Genomic DNA, 17813 nt, shown 5'->3' on the forward strand with positions numbered 1-17813 from the left:
TCGATTTTAGTACAAAAGCCCCGAATGCATCAAAGCTCCTGTATCCTATGGTTATGCGCTTCGGCGAGCGGGGCGAGGGGTATGTGGTGGGGCAGTTTGCCCTGCTGGGCCTGCTGGTGCTGGCTTTGTGGCTCACGCCTTCCTTTAGCCCGCCCTGGCTCACCTGGCTGGGGCGGGGGCTGGCCGGGGTGGGCCTGGGGGTGCTGCTGCTGGCGGCCTGGCAGTTGGGCCGCAACCTCACTGCCCTTCCCAGGCCAAAGCCGGAGGGCTACCTGGTGCAGCAGGGGCTTTACCGGGTGGTGCGGCATCCCATCTACTGCGGGGTGCTGCTGTGGGCGCTGGGCAGCAGCCTGGCCCATCTGAACCCCTGGACGCTTGGGCTGTGTGGGCTTTTGTTCGTTTGGCTCGAGCGCAAGGCCAGCCTCGAGGAGCGCTGGCTGGAAGAGCGCTTCCCCGATTATGCCGCCTACCGCCGCCGAACCAAGAAGCTAATCCCCTGGATCTACTAGCCCATCTTTTGCAGCCAGTCCCACAGGCGCGGGTCGGTAAAGTCGGGGATGCAGAGAAAGGCCCCGGCCTGTTCCAGGGCATGGGGTGGGTGGCCGGTGGTGAGGGCCACGGTGCGGAGGCCGGCCCCCACCGCCGAGCGCACCCCGGAGGGGGAGTCCTCAAAGGCCAGGGCCTCCTGGGGGCCGATGTTGAGGTGCTGCAGGGCCGTGCGGTAGGGCAGCGGGTCGGGCTTGCCGGCGGGCAGGTCTTCGGACAGGACGATGGCGTCGAACATTAGCCCCAGCCGCTCTAGCAGGTAGTGGGCGTTCTCCCTGGGGGCGTTGCTTACCAGAGCCCGGCGCAAACCCTGGCTTTGGGCCCAGTCCCACAGCACCCTCAAGCCCGGTAGGGGTTGCACTTCGGATGCCAGCTCGCGGAAGCGGGCCTCTTTTTGCTCGATAAAGGCCACCTGCTCGTCGGGGGAAAGCTGGGGCAGCAGGCGCGCTACAATCTCGGGGTTGAGGCCCCCGCTGATCTGGGCCTGGTAGAAGCGGTGGTCGCCCTGGATGCCGTAGCGGGACAGGCCCTCGAGCCAGGCCTGCTCGTGCAGGCGGTCGGTGTCGGCCAGGGTGCCGTCAAGGTCGAAGAGCAGGGCCCTCAGCTTCACTTTTCCTCCAGAGCAGGTAGGTCATACCGGCCATCCAAGCCACCACCAAAAGCATACCGGTGGCCAAGGTGTCCTTGGGCAGCAGGGCAAATCCCGCCGGGATTAGGTTGCTGCCCACCGCCGCCGCATAAAACAAAAAAGCCAGCCCACCGTAGCCGATGTGCTTCTCAGTGAAGGCATAAAGGGTTGGGAACGTGGGGGCCACCCAGAACCCCACCAGGGGAAAAGTCCAGGCCAGGGGGGGCACGAAGTAGCACCCCACCACCAGCAGCGCTGCCAGGTGCAGCCCCACCAGCCGGGCCAGGGGGTTGGCGGCCACGAAGTCGGCCAGCAGCCAGCGGCCCAGGGTCAGGCTCACCCAGTACAGCGAGAGCAGCACCCCCACCCAGTGGGGGTCGTAGCCCAGGTGGCGCAAATAGAGGCCGGAGAAGCTCGAGACCACCAGCTCCACCCCCACATACGAGACCGCCGCCAGCAGCACAAAGGGCAGCAAGCCCGAAGGTGTAGGGGCCGCTTCAGCCTGGGGGCGTGCCCGCGCCGCGGGGGCTTTCCACAACAGGCCCGCCGCCACCAGGGCCACCAGCGCCAGCACCCCGTAGCCCACCCGCCAGCCCAGCCCCAGCAGCAACAAGGGGGCCAGCACCGCCCCCACCCCAAAGGCGGTGTTGACACGGTAGAGCACGGCCAGCTGGCCCTTGGGGTAGATCTCCAAAGGCAGGGCATTGCAGTGGAAGTTCACCACCGCCACCCCCAGGCCCAGCAGCAAAGCCGCCGCAAACACCCCGTCCATCTGGGGGGTCAGGGCCATTAGCAGCAGGCCCAACCCCTCAACCAGCAAGGCCAGGGCCAGCCAGGGGTGGCGTCGGCGCATCCGGCTGCTCAGGAAGATGCCCAGCAAAGCCCCCACAAAAAACAGGTTGAAGTACCAGGCCAGCTCAGGGCCCACAGCAAACTGGGCCTGCCACTGGGGGATGGCCGCCCCCACCGCCGCCCCAATGGCCCCGGTCATAAACAGCCCCAGGGCACTGCCCCAGGTCAGGCGCAAACGTTGAGTCTTGTCTACCGGGTTCATGGGCGGCCTCGCATACGCATTTCGGTAGTATCGCTCACTTTGACAAGCCTAAACGATACGGCCGAGATGCTTTTCTACTCCCTTCGGTCGGCTCGAATCTTTCACCTCGGACTGCCCATGGCGGTGAAGGATTCAAGCAGAAACGGTATCAGCCTCTCGACAAAGCTAAAACCCCCGGCGCGAACCGAGGGCTGTTGGTGACCCCAAGGGGATTCGAACCCCTGCCGCCGCCTTGAAAGGGCGGTGACCTAACCGCTAGTCGATGGGGCCGGGTTGGGTTTATCTCGGGGCGCTGCCTCGCGCTTAGGTCGGAGCGCAGTGGGTGGCAGCCCTTCGAGATAAATCTGGCTGGGGCACGTGGATTCGAACCACGATTGACGGAGCCAGAATCCGTAGTCCTGCCGTTAGACGATGCCCCAACAAGGAGCCTGTTCGAGCAGGCAACGGGTATGGTACAAGATGACCCGGTTTTTGGCAAGCCCTTCACTATAATCATTCCCAGGCCGGGCCTGCGTGGGGGCTTTCCGGCCTGAACCCAGCGTGGGAGGACATTTGGACAAAACCGCACAGAAAATCATCGAGGCCCTGTCCCAGGTGGTCTCGCCCCTAGCAGCCAGCAGCCTGCTCAAGCGCGCGCTGGGAGGGCAGCCGCCAGAGGCACTGGAACCGCAGCGCTGGGCCGAGCTGATCGAGGGGCCGTTGCAGCGAGAAATCAAAGGCATCCTGCCGCTGAACGGGCTTTTGCCCGAGCTAAAGCAGTTGGCCCAGCAGCTCAAAACCCAAGCCCGCAGCCCCCAGCCAGTGGCGGCTCCTACCCTCGAGGTCACCGATCTGGCCGAGTACATAGATCTGCAAAGCGAGTCTGAGCGCCAGCGCCTGGTGCTAGAACTGGCTCGCAAAGAAGGGGTGCTGGCGGTAATGCTGGAGTCCAGTTACGGACGCGAATTGCGCTTGGGATCTTACAGCGAGAGCCTGGTCGAACTGCTTTCTACCATGCACCGGTTACTTGACCGCAAAGGGAGTTACCGGGTGTTTTACACTGTGTTCAGAGAGGCTCAGCTGGTGCTGCGCCCCTTGGGGCAAGGTTACCTGGCTGTGCTCACGCGCAACGAGGCCAATCTGGGGCAACTGCTATACCGAATGGGCAAGATCGAAGCCCTCCAGGTGGGCGCCGAGCAATAGGAGGTTATGACCATGAAGCGTTGGTTTGCGATAATCGCGCTATTTAGCCTGGCCTGGGCCACTCCGGCCCTCACCCTGTACGACCAGCTCGCACCCATCTTGGATCAGGTGCGCACGCTACAAAACAGCAACCCCGCACGGGCCCTCGAGCTCCTGGCCCAAGCCGAGGACAACTTCCGCAAGGGGGCCGGTGGATTGCCCCCGGTGCTGCGCGAGGGCATACAACAGTCCCTGGCCGATGCCCGCCAGGCCCTAGCGCGCCGCAGCAGCGCCGACCTCGAGGCCCGCACCCAGATCATCAAGGCCATCCTGGGCAAGGCCCTGTACGACAACTACTTCAGCGCCCTCGCGGCAGGCAACAGCGCCGATGCCAACCGCCTGCTGCCCAAAGTGCTCTCAGCCAGCGGGCTGCCCAGCAACCTCCAGGCCCAGGTGCAAGCCCTGGCCGCCGCAAACAACCTGGAGGGGGTGCGTCGTTTGTTTGAGCGCACCTATGCCCAGGGCATCACCAACGCCCTCCAGCGGGCCCAGGCCCAGACCAGTGCAGTACGGGCCTACCTCGAGGCCACCCGGGCCTACGCGCTTTATCTAATCGTGCAGGACTCGCCCCGCGCTCGTGGGCTCAGCGCCAAAGCCTTTGTGGATGCCCTGGGCAAACTGTCCAGCGGCAATCTGGGCGGTTTCAAAACCGATGTACAGGGGTTGGTAACCCAGGCTCAAAACTTCCTAAGAGCGGCCTCGAGCCCCCAGAGTCAACGGCGAAGTAACCCCACCACCACCGCTAACCAAACCCCCCCGGCCGCTGGGGGGGTTCGCCTAGAGGCCCCCCGCACCCCCCCGGCCCCCAGGGAAACGCCCCCAACAGTTGCTGTGCAAACCCGCCCGGCTGTTCAGGCGGCCCCCACCCCAGACGCCTACCAGCAGCTGCTGGGGGATCTGCGCTTCCTAATCAAAGACAGCCGCCAGCTCGAGCGTGTGGCCGACAGCCTGACAGGGGCCGGCGTTTACAGCATCGACGACTGGAAACGGGCCTTGCTGGAGGTACGCGGACGCCTGCTGGAGGCCCAGGCCCAGGTTGAAAATGGGCAGACCGCCCTTGCTCGTCGCACCCTAGCCCAGGTCAGCGCCCGCTACAGAACGGCCATTGCCCCCCTGATCGAGGCCCTGCAGCCCGAGCTGGCCCAACGCACCAACCGGGTGCTCAACCTGGCGGAAAACGCGGTGGGCCTGCGCACCAGCGACTTCACAGTGCTTTCGGGGGAGCTGCTGGAAAACGCCCTGGTTCTGGAGGGAAGAAGCCTAGGGGCTTTCCACAGCCTGCAAATCTGGCTGCTGCAAACCATCCTGGGCATCCCCCGGGCTTTTCTCTTCATCCTAGCCGGACTCCTGGCCTTCTTCCCGCTTTACCTGCTCAAGCTGACCTTCGGTGGGCGCAACGTCTACTGGCGCTTCCTGGGGCTGGCCTTTTTCTTCCTGCTGCTGCCGGCTATGATGGAGGGCTTATCTTACATCGGCTCCATCCTGTCCGACCCGCGCTACGGTCGGCTGCCCTTCCTGAACATCCTCACCTACCTGTCCATCCAGCAAAACCTGGTGGCCCAGTTGTTCTGGGGCCTGACGGTGTTCTTGGTGATCATCTTCGCTACGATTGGCCTGCGCGGCATTGCAACCCAGTTCGGTTTGCTGCAAAACCAGCGCACCCCTGTACAGCGCAGCCGAAGCTCCACCATAGCCCAGACCGCTGCGGGTAGTGCGGCAGGCACCGCTGCCAGCACCAAGCCGCACCCCGGCCTGACCAGCGAGACCATCGTGGAGTGGGATGAGGAGTTCTAATACCAGTTCGGCGCCGGAGTGCTCTAGGATTCAAAAAGACAGTCTTTGGAGGCCTTTGCTTTGGTTGAATATCTTTTTGAATCCGGTATAACAAAGCATCAAAGACCTGCACTGTTCCGGAAGCGTTAAGCTAGCCCAGCAGACCACGTAACGCCATACCCCCAACGCCCAGGCGGTATAATCCACCCGGTTTTTCTTATGAAACTGGGTTTTAGCCCCCTTACCGCTGGCCTCAGCTACCGGCAATCCCTCGAGCTGGCCTCCGATCTGGGCCTTTTTCTGGAAATCGCCTTTGACCAACACGAAATGGATCCCCGGCTGCCCAAAGCCCGGGAGCTGGCCGAAATGGGCCGGGTCGCCGGGGTGGGGTTTACCGTGCATCTGCCTTTCGTGGACTGGAACCTGGTCTCGCTGGTACCGGAGGTGCAACGGCTCTCCCTCGAGCGCACCCAGCGGGCCATCGACTTCGGAGCCCAGATCGGTGCGATCTGTGGGGTGCTGCACACCGGTTTGATTCCGCTGCGGCTACCCGAGGCTGTAAACCACGCCCACCAGCTCGCCCATCAGGCCCTCGAGCAGCTCGAGCTGGCCATACCGGTGGCACTGGAAAACCTGGGCCTCGACCCAAGCGATCTGCTAGAAACCCCCATCGAACTGCGGAACCTGCTGGAGTCCCACCCCCAGTACGGCTTCTGCCTGGATGTGGGCCACGCGCTTATCCAGCGAGGCCCCACGGGCCCCCAGGAGTACCACCACCTGCTGGGCCACCGCCTGCTGCACCTTCATCTGCACGATAACCGGGGTGTTCAGGACGAACACCTACCCTGTGGGGAGGGGGCCGTGGACTGGGCCTGGGTGCGGAAGCTGCTGGAGAACTTCGACGGCACCGCGGCCCTCGAGGTATCGGGCGGCGCGGAGGGTGTGCGCCGGAGTGTGGCTTTGTTGCGGGCTGATTCCTAAATTTATTCCAAGCTACAATTGGCGCACGCAAGCTTTTATTGTTGCAGTCTATACAAGGGACATTTGCCCCTGAGTGAGTTTTTATGATGGTCTTACCGGGGCGCAGGCCCCTAATTTTCTGGTAGTCTTGAAAGCAGTGCCCAGCCCCCCTGAACGGGCCTGGCCAGGAGGAATCAAGCAATGCCGATTGAGCGAATCGAAGTGTATCTGGATGGCGGCGCCGAACCCGTGCAGGTGCTCACCCAACCCCCTTTCAAAGTCACCTACGACACCCGCTCACTAAGCGACGGGGAACACCTGCTTCGGGTGGTTACCTACTACACCAACGGCGCCCGGGAAGTAAAGGAAGTGCCCTTTAAGGTAGCCAACACCCCAGGGGTGCTGCTGCAGGGCCTGGAGGAGGGCAAGGAGGTCTCGGGCACCCTGGACGTGACCCTGCGGGTGGCCGACCCCGATGTGAAGCCCAGCCGCGAGCGATTCCCTGGGCTGGGCGCGGCCATCGCCACCGCCGCTATTCTGGGCGGGGTCTGGCTCTTCTTTGCGGCCACCGGCGTAACCAACAAGACCCTCGAGGAGGTCGCCAAACCCCCCGCTGCCGCCGAGGCAGGGGCCCACGGGGGCGATCATGGCGGCGCGGTAGCAGCCGTGGACGAAGCCCTCAAAGCCAAGGGCGAGCAGATTTACAGCGCCAACTGCGCCGGCTGCCACCAGCCCACCGGCAAGGGCCTGCCGGGGGTCTTCCCGGCCCTGGACGGCAGCAAGAACGTGGCCGACAAGGCTTACACCATCAACATCCTGCTCAAGGGCAAGGGCGGAATGCCCAGCTTTGCCCAGCTCTCCGACGAGGAGCTGGCCGCGGTGGCCACCTACATCAAGAATAGCTGGAGCAACAAGTTTGGCGGCGTGACCCCCGACGAGTTCAAGGCGGCCCGCTAAACCTGGAGGGAAGATGTACCGCAACGATACGGTGGTTCCCTACTTCGCCCTGGTCTTCTCGGCGGCCCTGTTTCTGATGGCCTACCTCAACGACCGGATGCGGGTGGTGCACGAAGCCGGGGTGGTACCCCACCTCACGGTAGGCAACATCGGGCTGATGGCCTTTGCCATGGTGCTGTTTATCTACGGGTTTATCGGGCTGTTGAGCAACTGGCTCGAGGGCTCCGAGCTGCGCCCTGGCAAACATGAACCGGAGCCCAGCAGCCTGCCCATGGTGGCCGGGGTGGTGCTCTCGCTTCTACTGGTGATGCTCTCGGGCTTCTTCGTGCGCACTTTGGTGTTCGCCAACAACCCCGAGATTGGCTATTACAACGCCACCACCCTACAGGCCGGGGTGTTTGCCTCAATGATGCTCATCCTGGCCTTGCTCATCGCCATCTACAAAAAATACTTCGTGCCAGAAGAAGTTCTGGCCGAAGACGAGAAAAGCGACTTCCCCTGGTAGCAGAGTTTGGAGGATTTGACAATGGCCGATCATGAAGCCACTGCCCATCACCACGAGCACCACCACGAAGACCCCCAGGCCCACGCCACCCGCCGGGCCATCCTGCAGGCAGCCATCGGCGTGAGCGCAGGGGCCGCGGTGCTCTCGACCCTGTGGGTGGGCGCGGGTCTGGTACCCCGCGAAGAAAAGATTCCCAGCAAAGAACCGGTGGCGGTGGGCGACACCCTGGTCTTTGCCACCGGCCCCAAAGCCGACCAAGAGATTACCCTGGACGACCTGCGGGCCGCTCAACGGGAAAGAATCCCCTTCATCATCGCTTTCCCCAAAAGCCCTGAGAACGTGGTCAAAAAAGACCTGATCACCAACACCATCATGGTCATCCTGGCCGATCCCAACAAAATGAGCCCGGAGACCCGCCAGCACGCCTCCCCCGAAGGGGTGCTGGCCTACTCGGCGGTCTGCAAGCACCTGGGCTGTACGGTAAGCCTGTGGCAGAACGACACCTGGCTCTGCCCCTGCCACGGCGGCCGGTACGACATCTACAACCAGGCCAGGGTGGTGGGAGGCCCGGTACCTGCGCCCGTTCCCCAACTACCGGTTAAGGTGGAGGGGGGCAAGGTGGTGGTGGCGGGTGAGTTCCTGGGCAAGCCCGGCGCCGACGTATAGGGAGGGAGTATGTATCAGTGGTTAGACGATCGCTTGAGCATAGGAAAGCTATACGCCAAGGCTTTCCGCAAAGCCTTCCCGGTGCACCACTCGTTTTTCCTGGGCGAGATCACCCTGTTTTCCTTTGTCACCCTGGTGCTCACCGGCATCTTCCTGACCCTTAACTACGAGCCGTCCATCCGCCCGGTCTCGGGCTCGCTCTCGGGCGGGCAGGAGGTGCCGGCCGCCTATTACTCGATTCTCTACATCGACTCGCTACCCTTTGGCGCGGTGATCCGCTCACTGCACCACTGGGCCGCCCACATCATGATCGCCGCAGCCTTCCTGCACATGCTGCGCATCCACCTGACCGGGGCCTACAAAAACCCCCGCGAGCTGAACTGGATTGTGGGGGTGTTCCTGCTGGTGCTGGCCATCATCACGGCCTTCACCGGCTACGCCCTGCCCTTCGACAACTACGCCCTCACCGCCACCAAGATTGGCTACGAGATCGGCGCGGCGGCCCCCTGGGTGGGCAAGCTGCTCTCGGATATCCTCTTTGCCGGTGAGCTTTCCCCCACCAACACCCAGACCATCCCCCGGCTCTTCCCCATTCACGTGCTCTGGCTGCCGCTGGCCCTGATTGCCCTGATTGGCGCGCACCTGACCATCATGATCAAGCAGAAGCACACCCAGCCCAAGTACGCCGAGAAGGTGGCGCCGGGCAAGATTGTGGGGGTGCCGCTCTTCCCGCAGCAGGCCGCGATGATGGGCATTCTGTTTCTGGTCTACATCGCCGTGACCACCTTCATCGCCGGGGCTTTCCTGGCCCACCCGGTGCAGGCTTTTGGCCCCCCCACCGCCAACACCCCAGCGGTTAAGCCGGACTGGTACTTCATGTGGATCTACGGGATCTTGCAGATCATCCCGGCCAACTGGCGTTTTGAGTTCCTGGGGGCCACCTTTGGCCCGCAGTTCTGGGGCGGCATCCTGGTACCCACCATCATCATCCTGGGGGCCCTGGCCATCCCCTTCCTGGACTACTCCAAAGAGAAGCAGCGCTACCTCGAGCTCCCCAGCCAGCACCCCTTCCGCACCAGCTTTGTGGTGGGGATGCTGATGTTCTACATCATGAGCACCCTGGCCGGCTACAAGGTGGATCTGGGCCTCTCCAACGGCCTGTTGTGGGTGCTGGTCTTTATCGTGCCCATCGTTACCGGGGTGGTCTGCTACATCATCATGAAGGCCATCTACGGCAAGGACTGGAACCGGGAGCCCGACATCAAGCTGATGGGCAAAGGCTCCGCCGCCGACGATTAAGACTCGTTCAGTCTCAAGGCGCTCCCCTGCGGAGCGCTTTTTTTGGTTCCGCGGCATAATGGGGTCGGGGTTTTTGAGCGAACGCGAGCAGCTGGAAAAGATCCTGGCCCTGCTCGAGCTGCCGACCTCAAGTGCATACACCCCGCAATAGAAACCCACCCCAGCGCATGGCTAATCATCCCCGCGCTCGTTGGGGTGTGCCCGGTTTGCTCGAGCGCGGCCCGCTCCTCACCGCCCGCCTGGATCGCACCGCGCATTTGCATAAATATACACTTGCGAAATATGGCACCATCATGTCCAGGATTTGCTTAGCGGTGCTTTGCCGTAACAAAAAATACGGTTTTTGCCCCAATTGTGCGTAATCCTTCATCGGGCTTCGGGGGCCTCGAGCTAAACTAAAACTACCCCCGCAGAGGGGAAACCAAGCCAGAAAGGAGGTTGATCGAAACACCGCAAGGAACTTCCCATTGCTGGTCAGGCTTTGATTACAAGCAATACGACGAACTGCCACCACACGGTATGCCACCGTGCGATGGAGCGACTAAGTCGGCAGGGTGATGCCCGAGCATCCAGAACAATTCTCGGGAGAAAGGTTTGCAGAAGTGTAAAAAGGTAGATTCGCATGAAAACGCTCGTTATAGGCGCCGGAGCCGCCGGCCTGGCCGCGGCCCAAGACCTAAAGAAGGCGAAGCATCAGGTTACTGTTCTTGAAGCCCAACACCGCGTCGGAGGACGCATCCGCACCGATAGAAGTTTTGCTGCTGTACCTATCGAGCTCGGCGCGGAGTTCATCCACAGCAGCCAGGTTCCCACCTATCCCCTCGCTGCACAGTTTGGCCTGCGCACCCACTACTTCAACCAGCAGGACGACACCCTGGTACGCCTGCCGGATGGCAGCCTTCGCACCATTGCCGAGGTGGGCTGCGAGGCGCTGGGCTACAACAACATCCGGATGGTGGACTGGCCGCAGGCCCAGGGCGAGGAGTCGCTGGCCGCGTACCTCCAGCGCAACCGGCTCGAGGGCCAAAAAATCCCCTACAAGCTGCAAGAGTACATCTCCGACTTCGACGCTCCAGAAACCCTGAGCGCCCAGGCCGCGCTGGAGTTTCTGTGTGACAAGTCCGCCGAGGAGGGGGATTACCGCATCCTCGAGGGCTACGATTAACTAGCGATAAAACTAGCGACCTCACTGGACATCCGGCTGGGGGCCGTGGTGGAGACGCTCGAGTGGGGCCCTTTTGGCGTCAAGGCCCTCACCACCGATGGGCGGGTCTTCCTGGCCGACCAGGCCGTAATCGCCGTGCCCCTGGGCGTGCTGAAAGCCGGCCGGATCCGCTTTGTCCCCGAGCTGCCCGAGGCCAAGCAAGAAGCGCTGCACCGTTTGGGCCTCACCGATGCGGTTAAGCTCTTCTTTTTATTCGATGGGCCGGTCTTCCCGCCCGGCATTGTGGAGCTTTACGTGCCCGGCCACAGCCCCGACGAGTGGTGGAGCAGCGCCGCCGGCCACGGCGTAAACTTCGAGATTCTGACCGCCCTGGCCACCGGCCCCAGGGCCCGCGAACTCCTGGCCCTGCCCGAGGAAGAGGCCCTGAAAAGCGCGCTGCAAACCCTGCGCCAGGCCTTAGGCCGCCCCGACCTCACCCCCCGCCGGGCCCGGCTGGCCCACTGGCAGGACGACCCCTACACCCTGGGGGCCTACTCCAAGGCCAGCGTGGGGGCCTCCCAGGCCCGCCGCATCCTGGCCCAGCCGGTGGGCAACCGGCTCTTCTTTGCCGGCGAACACACCGCCTCCAACGCCTGGGCCGCCACCGTGCACGGGGCCTATGCCAGCGGACGGCGGGCCGCCCGCGAAGTCCTACAGGCCCGCGCGCTCACCTATCCGACCCCCCGTTCCGAAACCCTGCGACCCGCCCTGCCCTTGGGGGCGTGACAACCACAGCGCAGACTGCCCAGCACGGCGAAAAACCGCTGTGCTGGGCATTTGCTGTGGACTGGGGTGCCGCCGCGTTGAAAGGAGAAACACGGCAGCGACGGCAAAAAAGATTCGCCACCACCTGCTCAAATTACATTCCATGCCTCCCCCACCACACCCCCACCATCAAGCCCGCCACCTCCCCCAGCTCCACCAGCGCCCCGTACACATCGCCGGTAAGCCCACCCCCCAGCCTTCTGGCAGCCCAGGAGGCCAGCAGTAGCATCGTCGCAAGCACGGCCAGGGCAACCCAGGGGAAGAAGTAGATGGCCGGCAGGGCAAACAGCAAGGCCGGGAAGATTCGACCCTCGCGGCTGCGGGCCCCCAGGCCCTCCTGGCGGGCCGCCGGAAAGAGGTTCATGGGCAAAAGCAAGCCAAAGCGCACCAGGGCGGGCAGGCACAAGAGCAGCCAGGGCGAGGGGCTCGAGGCCAGCAACTGCCACTTCAGGAGAAGCACCACAAACCCCACCCCAAAGGCAAAGCTGCCCAGGTGCACATCACCCAAAATGCGCAGGCGCTCGGCGGGGGGTTTCATGGAGAGGAGGGCGTCGGCGGAGTCCAGCAGGCCGTCCAGGTGCAGCATGCCGGTACAGGCCAGCCAGACCGCCAGCAGGATGGCCCCTTGCAGCCCATCGGGCAAGGCAGCGGTCAGCCAGGCCACCAGGGCCAGCACCCCACCAATCAGGTAGCCCGCCAGGGGGTAGAAAGCCGAGGCGGCCTTCATTTCGCCGTCTTTGACCTGGCCCAGGTTGGGCACGGGAAAGGTGGTCAGAAAGCCTACAGCCAGCCAGAAAGGGCGCACCTTAAGGTTGTACCAGAACCGCCCCAAAGCGTGCCTCGAACTCTTCTTTGGTTCTGATGGGACGGCCCTCGAGCCGCAGTTGCACGGTCTGGGCCTGAATTTCTTTAGGGTAAGGACAGTGGCGGCACCCAGAGCCGCAGCAGTAGCCGCGCTTGCGGTGATACGCCTCGGTGAAAACGTAGAGACCGTTTTCGATGTAGTAATCTACGTTTTCTTTGAGTTCTACCCTCGCCATTTTTGTTTCCTTGTGAGCATTTTACTTTATTTTCTGGATTGAATATCAATCCAGCCTAGGTTTGCGACACCCCGGCCTGGGCAAAGGTAGCCATCCCCGCCATTACCGAGGCCGCCGCCCGCAGGATGGGAAAGCTCAAAACCGCCCCGGTGCCCTCGCCCAGGCGCATGTCGAGCTCGAGGATGGGCCGCAGCCCCAACGCATCGAGCTGCCTTCTGTGCCCCGGCTCCACCGAGCGGTGTCCGGCAAAAAGATATTCGCGCACGTTCGGCTCGAGGCGGCAGGCCAGCAAAGCCCCGGTGGTTACCGGGAAGCCGTCGGTGACCAGGGGCAGGCCGGCCTCGGCCCCGGCCAGAAACACCCCCGCTATCGCCGCAATTTCCAGCCCACCCAGCTCTGTGAGCAGCTCGAGCGGCCCGGCTTGAGTAAGCGCGCCCAGACGGGCCTGGGCCCGGTGCAGCGCCCTACGCACGACCTGCACCTTTTGCTGGTAGCGGGCCTCATCCACCCCGGTACCGCGCCCGGTCACCGCCTCGGCCTCCAGCCCCAGCAAGGCCGCGGTAAGGGCTGCCGCCGCGGTGGTATTGCCGATGCCCATATCACCGGCGGCCAGGATGGTAGCGCCCTCGGCGATGGCCCGGCGGGCGGCCTCGGCCCCGGCCCGGATGGCCTGCTCGGCTTCGGCGCGGGTCATGGCGGCCTCCTGGGCGATGTTGCCGGTGCCCGGTCGCACCCGCTCCGGCGAGGGAACAGGGGAATTGACGCCCACATCGAGCACGTAAACCTGGGCATGGGCGGCTCGAGCAATTTGATTGATGGCCGCGCCCCCCGCCCGAAAGTTCAGGAGCATCTGGGCGGTCACCTCGGATGGGTAGGCCGAGACGCCCTCGGCGGCCACCCCGTGGTCGGCGGCGCAGACGATCACGGCGCCTTTGCCCAGCACGGGCCGCAGGGTCTGCTGGATGGCGGCCAGGCGAACCCCCAGTTCCTCCAGATATCCCAGCGAGCCCGGCGGCTTGGTGAGCTGATCCTGGTGGGCGCGGGCCTGGGCCAGCCATTCCTGGGGGATGGGTGGGATGTTGAAGCGCATCATAGACTATTTGATCTGTAGCGGAATACCCGCCACCAGCAGGTAGACCCGCTGGGCCTCCTGTGCGACGCGGGCGTTGGCCGCCCCCAGCAGGTCGCGGTAGCGCCGGGCCAGGGGGTTGTCGGGCACGATGCCCAGGCCCACCTCGTTGGTGACCACCAGCAGGGTCTTGCCGGTCTGGGCCCGAACCGCCAGCAGGTGCTCGAGGGCGGGCTCCACCTCGAGGCCGGCCAGCATCAGGTTGGAGACCCACAAGGTGAGGCAGTCCAGCAGCACCACCCCGTGCCGGGCCCGCTCCAGGGCCTGGGGCACCTCGAGCGGGGCCTCCAGGGTCTCCCAGGCGGGGGGGCGCTCGGCCCGGTGCTGGGCAATGCGCTGGCGCATCTCCTCATCCAGCGGCTGTGCCGTCGCGATAAAGCTCACCCGCTCCTGCCCCAAAGCCCAGGCCTGGGCCTGGGCAAAGCGGCTCTTGCCGGCCCGGGCCCCCCCGGTGATGAGCAGCAGATGGTTCTGCATAGGGCCTCACCCCCCGTCCTCGGGCGTTCGCACAAAGCGCACCCGCTTGTGCGCCCAGTCCACCCCCACCACCGCGCAGGGCGGCAGGAAGCGGTCTTGATCCAGCTCCCGCAGCACCAGGCGCAGCACCCCCCCGTGGGTAAAGACCAGGTGGCGGCCCGCCGGCAGGCGGTCGAAGAAGCCATACACCCGGCGCCGCAGCTGGGCGGTGGACTCCCCGCCGGGTGCCTGGAAGCCATCAAAGGCCAGGAGCGCCGCTTTGCAGGCCTCGGGCAGCTCGGCCCACTTCAGGCCCTCGAGCCCGCCGAACTCGAGCTCGCGCAGCGCCGCCGAGACTTCCTGGGGTTCGCCGTAGGCCAGCCGGGCAGTCTGGATGGCCCGCTGCAGGTCGGAGGCCACCACCCGCTCGAAGCGTTCGGCGGCCAGCCAGCTCGACAAAGCCCGGGCCTGCTGCTCACCCAAGGCCGTAAGCGGCACGTCGCTCCAGCCGGTAAGCCGACCCTCCCGGTTCCAGGTGGTTTCTCCGTGGCGCACCAGCCAGAGCTCGCACATCCTTCACCTCCGCAAAGCCTCCTCCGGCGAGGGCAGCGGCCAGGCCTCGGGGTGTAGAATCCCGGCCAGGATCTCCACCCCCCGCACCACCTGGGGGGTCAGGGCGCAGAAGTAGGCCGAGTCCAGCGCCCAGCACTCCACCCCGGATAGGGGGCTTTTCCAGCCGGTCAGATCCCGCAGGGCTGCCTCCAGGCCGTAGCCGCAAAAGGAAAACAGCAGCACCTCGGGCTGCCAAGCGGCTATTTCCTCCCAGGTGGTGCGGAAGCTGGGGGCTTCGGGGCGGGCTCCTACCGGCTCACCGCCGGCGGCCTCGAGTAGGTCGGGCACCCAGTGGCCGCCTAAAAAAGGGGGCTCGAGCCACTCGATAAAAGCCACCCGGGGCCGCTTTCGCCCGGCCACGGCCCGCCGCACCCGCTCGAGCCGGCCCTGCAGCTCCTCAATCCCCGCCTCGACCGAGACCCCGGTGGCGGCCGCTACGGCCCGCAGATCGTCCCACAGGTGGGCCAGCCGGGTGCCCTGCAGGCTGAGGGTGGGCACCCCAAAGGACAGGCAGTCCACCGCCTGGCGCAGCTCGCCGGGCCCCACCGCACACACCTCGCAGACCCCCTGGGTCAGGATCAGGTCGGGCTTTAGGGCCTCGAGCACCTCCGTGCGCACCCGGTACAGGCTCTGGCCGGCCTGGACAGCCTGGCGCACCCGCCGGTCTATCTCGGCCTGCGAAAGCCCTTTGGGCAGGATGCTCTCGGTCAGCACGGGCTTGTCTGTCACGGCGCAGCAGTGCGAGACCCCCACCGGCTCCACCCCCAAAAAGCGCAGTATCTCGGTGGCCGCAGGCACCAGGCTGGCTACCCGCATCCGCCCCCCCTTTCCACCCAGGCATACAGCGGGGTTTCTACAAACTCCGGCGGCCCCTCCAGATACAACCGGAGTCCCGGCAGCAACAGGTTGGCGCCTTCCTGCTCGAAGTCCAGGGGATCGGCGGGCAGGGCATACAGCAGGGTCTCACCGGGAGCAACCCCCAGCCGCATCAGCCGGGCCCGCGCAGGGCGGACGCAGCGGATACGGGCCTCCTGCGCCACGGCAATGTAGCGGGCCAGGCAGGGGCCATCCTGGGTAACCAGGCGGCGCACCTCTCCCAGGTCGAGTAAAAGCAGCTTCTCTGTGACTTTCAAGCTGGCCTGCATCTATTCCTCCAGCACCACCACCGGCCGGTCTTTCACCCGGTGCACCCGCACCCCCGCCCCGTACACCCTTTGCAGCAAGGACTGGTCGAGCACCTCGGCGGGACGGCCCTGGGCCAGCAGCCTGCCCTCCATTAAGAAGGCCACCCGGTCGGCCCTTGCGGCCAGGTTGGGGTCGTGCAGCACCGTCAGGATGCCCAGCCCCTGGGCCCGCAAACCCGCCACCAGGGCCAGAAACTCGACCTGGTGGTGCAGGTCGAGGTGGTTGGTGGGCTCGTCCAGCAGCAAAAACCTGGGCCGCGCCGCCAGGGCTCGAGCCAGCAAAACCCGCTGCCGCTCCCCGCCCGAGAGGGTGGGGAGCCGTCGGTGGCGGAACCCGCTCACCTGGGTCTGCTGCATGGCCCATTCCACCGCTTCCCAGTCGGCCCGCCCCTCCCGTCCCAGCAAGCCCAGGTGCGGGATGCGGCCCAGGGCCACCACCTCTTCTACCGTGAGGTCTTCGGGGTAGCCGCCGTTCTGTGGCAGGAAGGCGATCTGCTGGCCCCGCAACCAGCTCGAGTACCCCCCCAGGGGCCGACCCTCCAGGTATACCCCGCCTGTGGTGGGCTGCAAAAGCCCGGCCAGCAGGCGCAGCAGGGTGGACTTCCCCGAGCCGTTGGGGCCCAATAGGGCCAGCCACTCCCCTGGCTTTAGGTGCAGCTCGAGGCCCTCGAGCACCCTTTTTTGGCGATAGGCAAAGCCCAGATTATGGGCCGCCAGCCCCCTTGGAACTGCCGGACTATCGGAAGGAGGCCTAGCCATACCGCCTCCGCTCCCGCCACAGCAGGTACAGGAAAAAAGGCCCCCCCAGAAGCGTGGTCACGATGCCCACCGGCAGCTCCGCCGGGGCCACCAGCACCCGCGCCCCCAGGTCGGCCCAGAGCAGCAGCACCGCCCCCCCCAGGGCCGAGGCCGGCAGCAGGTAGCGGTAGTCGCCCCCCAGGAGCCGCCGGAGCACGTGCGGAGCCACCAGGCCCACAAAACCGATGATGCCGGCCTGGGCCACCGCCGCAGCGGTCAGCAGCGTACAGACCCCAATCAGCAGCAGCTTAAGGCCTTCCAGCGGCAATCCCAGGCTGCGGGCGGTCTCCTCGCCCAGGGTGAGGGCGTTGAGGGTGCGGCCCAGCAGCAAAAAGACCGGCAGGGTAAAAAGCAGATAGCCCGCCAGCGCCCCCACCCCCGGCCAGCTTATGAAAGATAGGTTGCCCAGCGTGTAGGCGAACACCGCCCGCACCCGGTCGGCGCCCTGCAGCATCAGGTAGCTGGTCAGGCCCACCAGTATGCTTCCCACCACCACCCCGGCCAGAATCAGGTCGTGGGTGCGGCCGGCCCCTCCAGAGAGCAGCAACACCAGCAGCACCGCCCCTACCGCGCCCAGAAAACCAAACCAGGTAGCCGCGAAAGGCAAAAAGCTAAAAATGGCGTGCTGTGCAAAAGCACCGCTCAAGCCACCTGCCAGGCTCACCGCCAGTGTGACCCCAAAGGCCGCCCCCGCCGCCGAGCCCATCAGGTAGGGATCGGCCAAAGGGTTGCGAAACAGGCCCTGGAAGGCCGCTCCCGAGAGGCCCAGCGCGGCCCCCACCAGGATGGCCCCCAGCACCCTGGGCAGGCGCAGTTCGGTGACGATGGGGTTGTCTTGCCAGCCCAGCAGGGCCCTCAGCACCTCCTGGGCTGGTATCTGCACCGCCCCATACCAGAGCCCCAGCAGCCCACCCAGCCCCAGCAGCACCAGCAAAGCAGCAAAAACCCACAGCCGCGGGAGAAGCCCCGCCGCCACCCGGCGCTTAGGTGTGGTGAGGGCTGGGGTGTGCACCGTA

The 17813-nt window shown here is 65.0% G+C and carries 21 protein-coding genes and 2 tRNA genes; 10 read left to right on the plus strand and 13 right to left on the minus strand.

Translation table 11 applies throughout. The annotated features are described in order from the left end of the window. Nucleotides 1–53: 53 nt before the first annotated feature. Nucleotides 54–509, plus strand: coding sequence for a methyltransferase family protein (locus MTAI_RS13140; protein ID WP_036197189.1), 456 nt, complete (start codon nucleotides 54–56; stop codon nucleotides 507–509). On the opposite strand, the gene MTAI_RS13145 is transcribed toward MTAI_RS13140, so the two are convergent. The 4 genes from MTAI_RS13145 to MTAI_RS13160 form a co-directional block, all read right to left on the minus strand. Beyond that, nucleotides 506–1156 carry an HAD family hydrolase gene (locus tag MTAI_RS13145; RefSeq protein WP_027888305.1) on the minus strand — a complete coding sequence of 217 codons (651 nt, stop codon included), beginning with the start codon at nucleotides 1154–1156 and terminating at the stop codon, nucleotides 506–508. The two genes, MTAI_RS13140 and MTAI_RS13145, sit on opposite strands and share 4 nt — an antisense overlap. Beyond that, the gene (locus tag MTAI_RS13150) at nucleotides 1125–2228 is read right to left on the minus strand and encodes an MFS transporter (protein WP_027888306.1); all 1104 of its coding nucleotides are present in this window, start codon (nucleotides 2226–2228) and stop codon (nucleotides 1125–1127) included. Before MTAI_RS13150 ends, MTAI_RS13145 begins: the two co-directional genes overlap by 32 nt. A 195-nt stretch (nucleotides 2229–2423) precedes the next feature. Further along, nucleotides 2424–2498 (minus strand) — tRNA-Glu (locus MTAI_RS13155). Nucleotides 2499–2573: 75 nt separating this feature from the next. Further along, nucleotides 2574–2647, minus strand: a tRNA-Gln gene (locus MTAI_RS13160). A 133-nt stretch (nucleotides 2648–2780) separates the two neighbouring features. On the opposite strand from MTAI_RS13160, the gene MTAI_RS13165 reads away from it, so the two are divergent. The 9 genes from MTAI_RS13165 (at nucleotide 2781) to MTAI_RS13205 (ending at nucleotide 11539) form a co-directional block, all read left to right on the plus strand. Further along, on the plus strand, nucleotides 2781–3410 hold the full coding sequence (locus tag MTAI_RS13165; protein ID WP_027888307.1) for a roadblock/LC7 domain-containing protein: 630 nt from the start codon (nucleotides 2781–2783) through the stop codon (nucleotides 3408–3410). 12 nt (nucleotides 3411–3422) lie between these two features. After that, the gene (locus tag MTAI_RS13170; protein ID WP_027888308.1) at nucleotides 3423–5243 is read left to right on the plus strand and encodes a hypothetical protein; all 1821 of its coding nucleotides are present in this window, start codon (nucleotides 3423–3425) and stop codon (nucleotides 5241–5243) included. Nucleotides 5244–5441: 198 nt separating this feature from the next. Beyond that, nucleotides 5442–6203, plus strand: a complete 762-nt coding sequence (locus MTAI_RS13175; RefSeq protein ID WP_027888309.1) for a sugar phosphate isomerase/epimerase family protein — start codon at nucleotides 5442–5444, stop codon at nucleotides 6201–6203. A gap of 180 nt (nucleotides 6204–6383) precedes the next feature. After that, nucleotides 6384–7139, plus strand: coding sequence for a c-type cytochrome (locus MTAI_RS13180; RefSeq protein ID WP_027888310.1), 756 nt, complete (start codon nucleotides 6384–6386; stop codon nucleotides 7137–7139). A 13-nt stretch (nucleotides 7140–7152) separates the two neighbouring features. Then, nucleotides 7153–7644 carry a hypothetical protein gene (locus MTAI_RS13185; RefSeq protein WP_013012542.1) on the plus strand — a complete coding sequence of 164 codons (492 nt, stop codon included), beginning with the start codon at nucleotides 7153–7155 and terminating at the stop codon, nucleotides 7642–7644. Nucleotides 7645–7665: 21 nt separating this feature from the next. Next, nucleotides 7666–8310, plus strand: coding sequence for a QcrA and Rieske domain-containing protein (locus MTAI_RS13190; RefSeq protein ID WP_043983375.1), 645 nt, complete (start codon nucleotides 7666–7668; stop codon nucleotides 8308–8310). A 9-nt stretch (nucleotides 8311–8319) separates the two neighbouring features. After that, nucleotides 8320–9609: a cytochrome b gene (locus MTAI_RS13195; protein WP_043983373.1), complete on the plus strand. Its 1290-nt coding sequence runs from the start codon at nucleotides 8320–8322 to the stop codon at nucleotides 9607–9609. A 622-nt stretch (nucleotides 9610–10231) separates the two neighbouring features. Continuing rightward, entirely contained in the window at nucleotides 10232–10774 is a 543-nt protein-coding gene (locus tag MTAI_RS13200; RefSeq protein ID WP_043983372.1) for an FAD-dependent oxidoreductase, read from the plus strand. Nucleotides 10775–10798: 24 nt separating this feature from the next. After that, nucleotides 10799–11539: a flavin monoamine oxidase family protein gene (locus tag MTAI_RS13205; protein WP_312030462.1), complete on the plus strand. Its 741-nt coding sequence runs from the start codon at nucleotides 10799–10801 to the stop codon at nucleotides 11537–11539. Nucleotides 11540–11672: 133 nt separating this feature from the next. Here MTAI_RS13205 and MTAI_RS13210 read toward each other — a convergent pair whose 3' ends face one another. From MTAI_RS13210 to MTAI_RS13250, 9 genes are read right to left on the minus strand one after another with little or no spacing between them, the layout of a single operon-like run. Continuing rightward, a complete protein-coding gene (locus MTAI_RS13210; RefSeq protein ID WP_223299737.1) occupies nucleotides 11673–12383 on the minus strand; it encodes an adenosylcobinamide-GDP ribazoletransferase in 711 nt (236 codons plus the stop codon). A 1-nt stretch (nucleotide 12384) separates the two neighbouring features. After that, nucleotides 12385–12618: a C1orf53 family protein gene (locus tag MTAI_RS13215; RefSeq protein ID WP_027888315.1), complete on the minus strand. Its 234-nt coding sequence runs from the start codon at nucleotides 12616–12618 to the stop codon at nucleotides 12385–12387. 55 nt (nucleotides 12619–12673) lie between these two features. Continuing rightward, nucleotides 12674–13711, minus strand: a complete 1038-nt coding sequence (gene cobT, locus MTAI_RS13220) for a nicotinate-nucleotide--dimethylbenzimidazole phosphoribosyltransferase (protein WP_036197183.1) — start codon at nucleotides 13709–13711, stop codon at nucleotides 12674–12676. Between the two features lie 3 nt (nucleotides 13712–13714). Continuing rightward, the gene (gene cobU, locus MTAI_RS13225) at nucleotides 13715–14224 is read right to left on the minus strand and encodes a bifunctional adenosylcobinamide kinase/adenosylcobinamide-phosphate guanylyltransferase (RefSeq protein ID WP_027888317.1); all 510 of its coding nucleotides are present in this window, start codon (nucleotides 14222–14224) and stop codon (nucleotides 13715–13717) included. Nucleotides 14225–14230: 6 nt separating this feature from the next. Beyond that, complete coding sequence (locus tag MTAI_RS13230) at nucleotides 14231–14776, minus strand: histidine phosphatase family protein (RefSeq protein WP_027888318.1); 546 nt, start codon at nucleotides 14774–14776, stop codon at nucleotides 14231–14233. Nucleotides 14777–14779: 3 nt separating this feature from the next. Continuing rightward, complete coding sequence (locus MTAI_RS13235; RefSeq protein WP_027888319.1) at nucleotides 14780–15631, minus strand: ABC transporter substrate-binding protein; 852 nt, start codon at nucleotides 15629–15631, stop codon at nucleotides 14780–14782. Beyond that, complete coding sequence (locus MTAI_RS13240) at nucleotides 15622–15960, minus strand: hypothetical protein (protein WP_027888320.1); 339 nt, start codon at nucleotides 15958–15960, stop codon at nucleotides 15622–15624. The genes MTAI_RS13235 and MTAI_RS13240 overlap by 10 nt, the downstream gene beginning before the upstream one ends. Beyond that, nucleotides 15961–16758 carry an ABC transporter ATP-binding protein gene (locus tag MTAI_RS13245; RefSeq protein ID WP_081698406.1) on the minus strand — a complete coding sequence of 266 codons (798 nt, stop codon included), beginning with the start codon at nucleotides 16756–16758 and terminating at the stop codon, nucleotides 15961–15963. It lies immediately after the preceding gene. Beyond that, complete coding sequence (locus MTAI_RS13250) at nucleotides 16751–17809, minus strand: FecCD family ABC transporter permease (RefSeq protein ID WP_043983267.1); 1059 nt, start codon at nucleotides 17807–17809, stop codon at nucleotides 16751–16753. Before MTAI_RS13250 ends, MTAI_RS13245 begins: the two co-directional genes overlap by 8 nt. Nucleotides 17810–17813: the final 4 nt, after the last annotated feature.

Source organism: Meiothermus taiwanensis WR-220, assembly GCF_003568585.1.
Taxonomy (GTDB): Bacteria; Deinococcota; Deinococci; order Deinococcales; family Thermaceae; genus Meiothermus; species Meiothermus taiwanensis.

Excerpts from the sequence above, each read along its gene's own strand:
- MTAI_RS13235 (WP_027888319.1), bottom strand. The coding sequence starts at position 15,631 with ATGCGGGTAGCCAGCCTGGTGCCTGCGGCCACCGAGATACTGCGCTTT.
- MTAI_RS13180 (WP_027888310.1), top strand. The coding sequence starts at position 6,384 with ATGCCGATTGAGCGAATCGAAGTGTATCTGGATGGCGGCGCCGAACCC.
- MTAI_RS13230 (WP_027888318.1), bottom strand. The coding sequence starts at position 14,776 with ATGTGCGAGCTCTGGCTGGTGCGCCACGGAGAAACCACCTGGAACCGG.
- MTAI_RS13245 (WP_081698406.1), bottom strand. The coding sequence starts at position 16,758 with ATGGCTAGGCCTCCTTCCGATAGTCCGGCAGTTCCAAGGGGGCTGGCG.
- cobU (WP_027888317.1), bottom strand. The coding sequence starts at position 14,224 with ATGCAGAACCATCTGCTGCTCATCACCGGGGGGGCCCGGGCCGGCAAG.
- MTAI_RS13190 (WP_043983375.1), top strand. The coding sequence starts at position 7,666 with ATGGCCGATCATGAAGCCACTGCCCATCACCACGAGCACCACCACGAA.
- cobT (WP_036197183.1), bottom strand. The coding sequence starts at position 13,711 with ATGATGCGCTTCAACATCCCACCCATCCCCCAGGAATGGCTGGCCCAG.
- MTAI_RS13150 (WP_027888306.1), bottom strand. The coding sequence starts at position 2,228 with ATGAACCCGGTAGACAAGACTCAACGTTTGCGCCTGACCTGGGGCAGT.
- MTAI_RS13200 (WP_043983372.1), top strand. The coding sequence starts at position 10,232 with ATGAAAACGCTCGTTATAGGCGCCGGAGCCGCCGGCCTGGCCGCGGCC.
- MTAI_RS13215 (WP_027888315.1), bottom strand. The coding sequence starts at position 12,618 with ATGGCGAGGGTAGAACTCAAAGAAAACGTAGATTACTACATCGAAAAC.
- MTAI_RS13140 (WP_036197189.1), top strand. The coding sequence starts at position 54 with ATGCGCTTCGGCGAGCGGGGCGAGGGGTATGTGGTGGGGCAGTTTGCC.
- MTAI_RS13185 (WP_013012542.1), top strand. The coding sequence starts at position 7,153 with ATGTACCGCAACGATACGGTGGTTCCCTACTTCGCCCTGGTCTTCTCG.
- MTAI_RS13195 (WP_043983373.1), top strand. The coding sequence starts at position 8,320 with ATGTATCAGTGGTTAGACGATCGCTTGAGCATAGGAAAGCTATACGCC.
- MTAI_RS13240 (WP_027888320.1), bottom strand. The coding sequence starts at position 15,960 with ATGCAGGCCAGCTTGAAAGTCACAGAGAAGCTGCTTTTACTCGACCTG.
- MTAI_RS13175 (WP_027888309.1), top strand. The coding sequence starts at position 5,442 with ATGAAACTGGGTTTTAGCCCCCTTACCGCTGGCCTCAGCTACCGGCAA.
- MTAI_RS13170 (WP_027888308.1), top strand. The coding sequence starts at position 3,423 with ATGAAGCGTTGGTTTGCGATAATCGCGCTATTTAGCCTGGCCTGGGCC.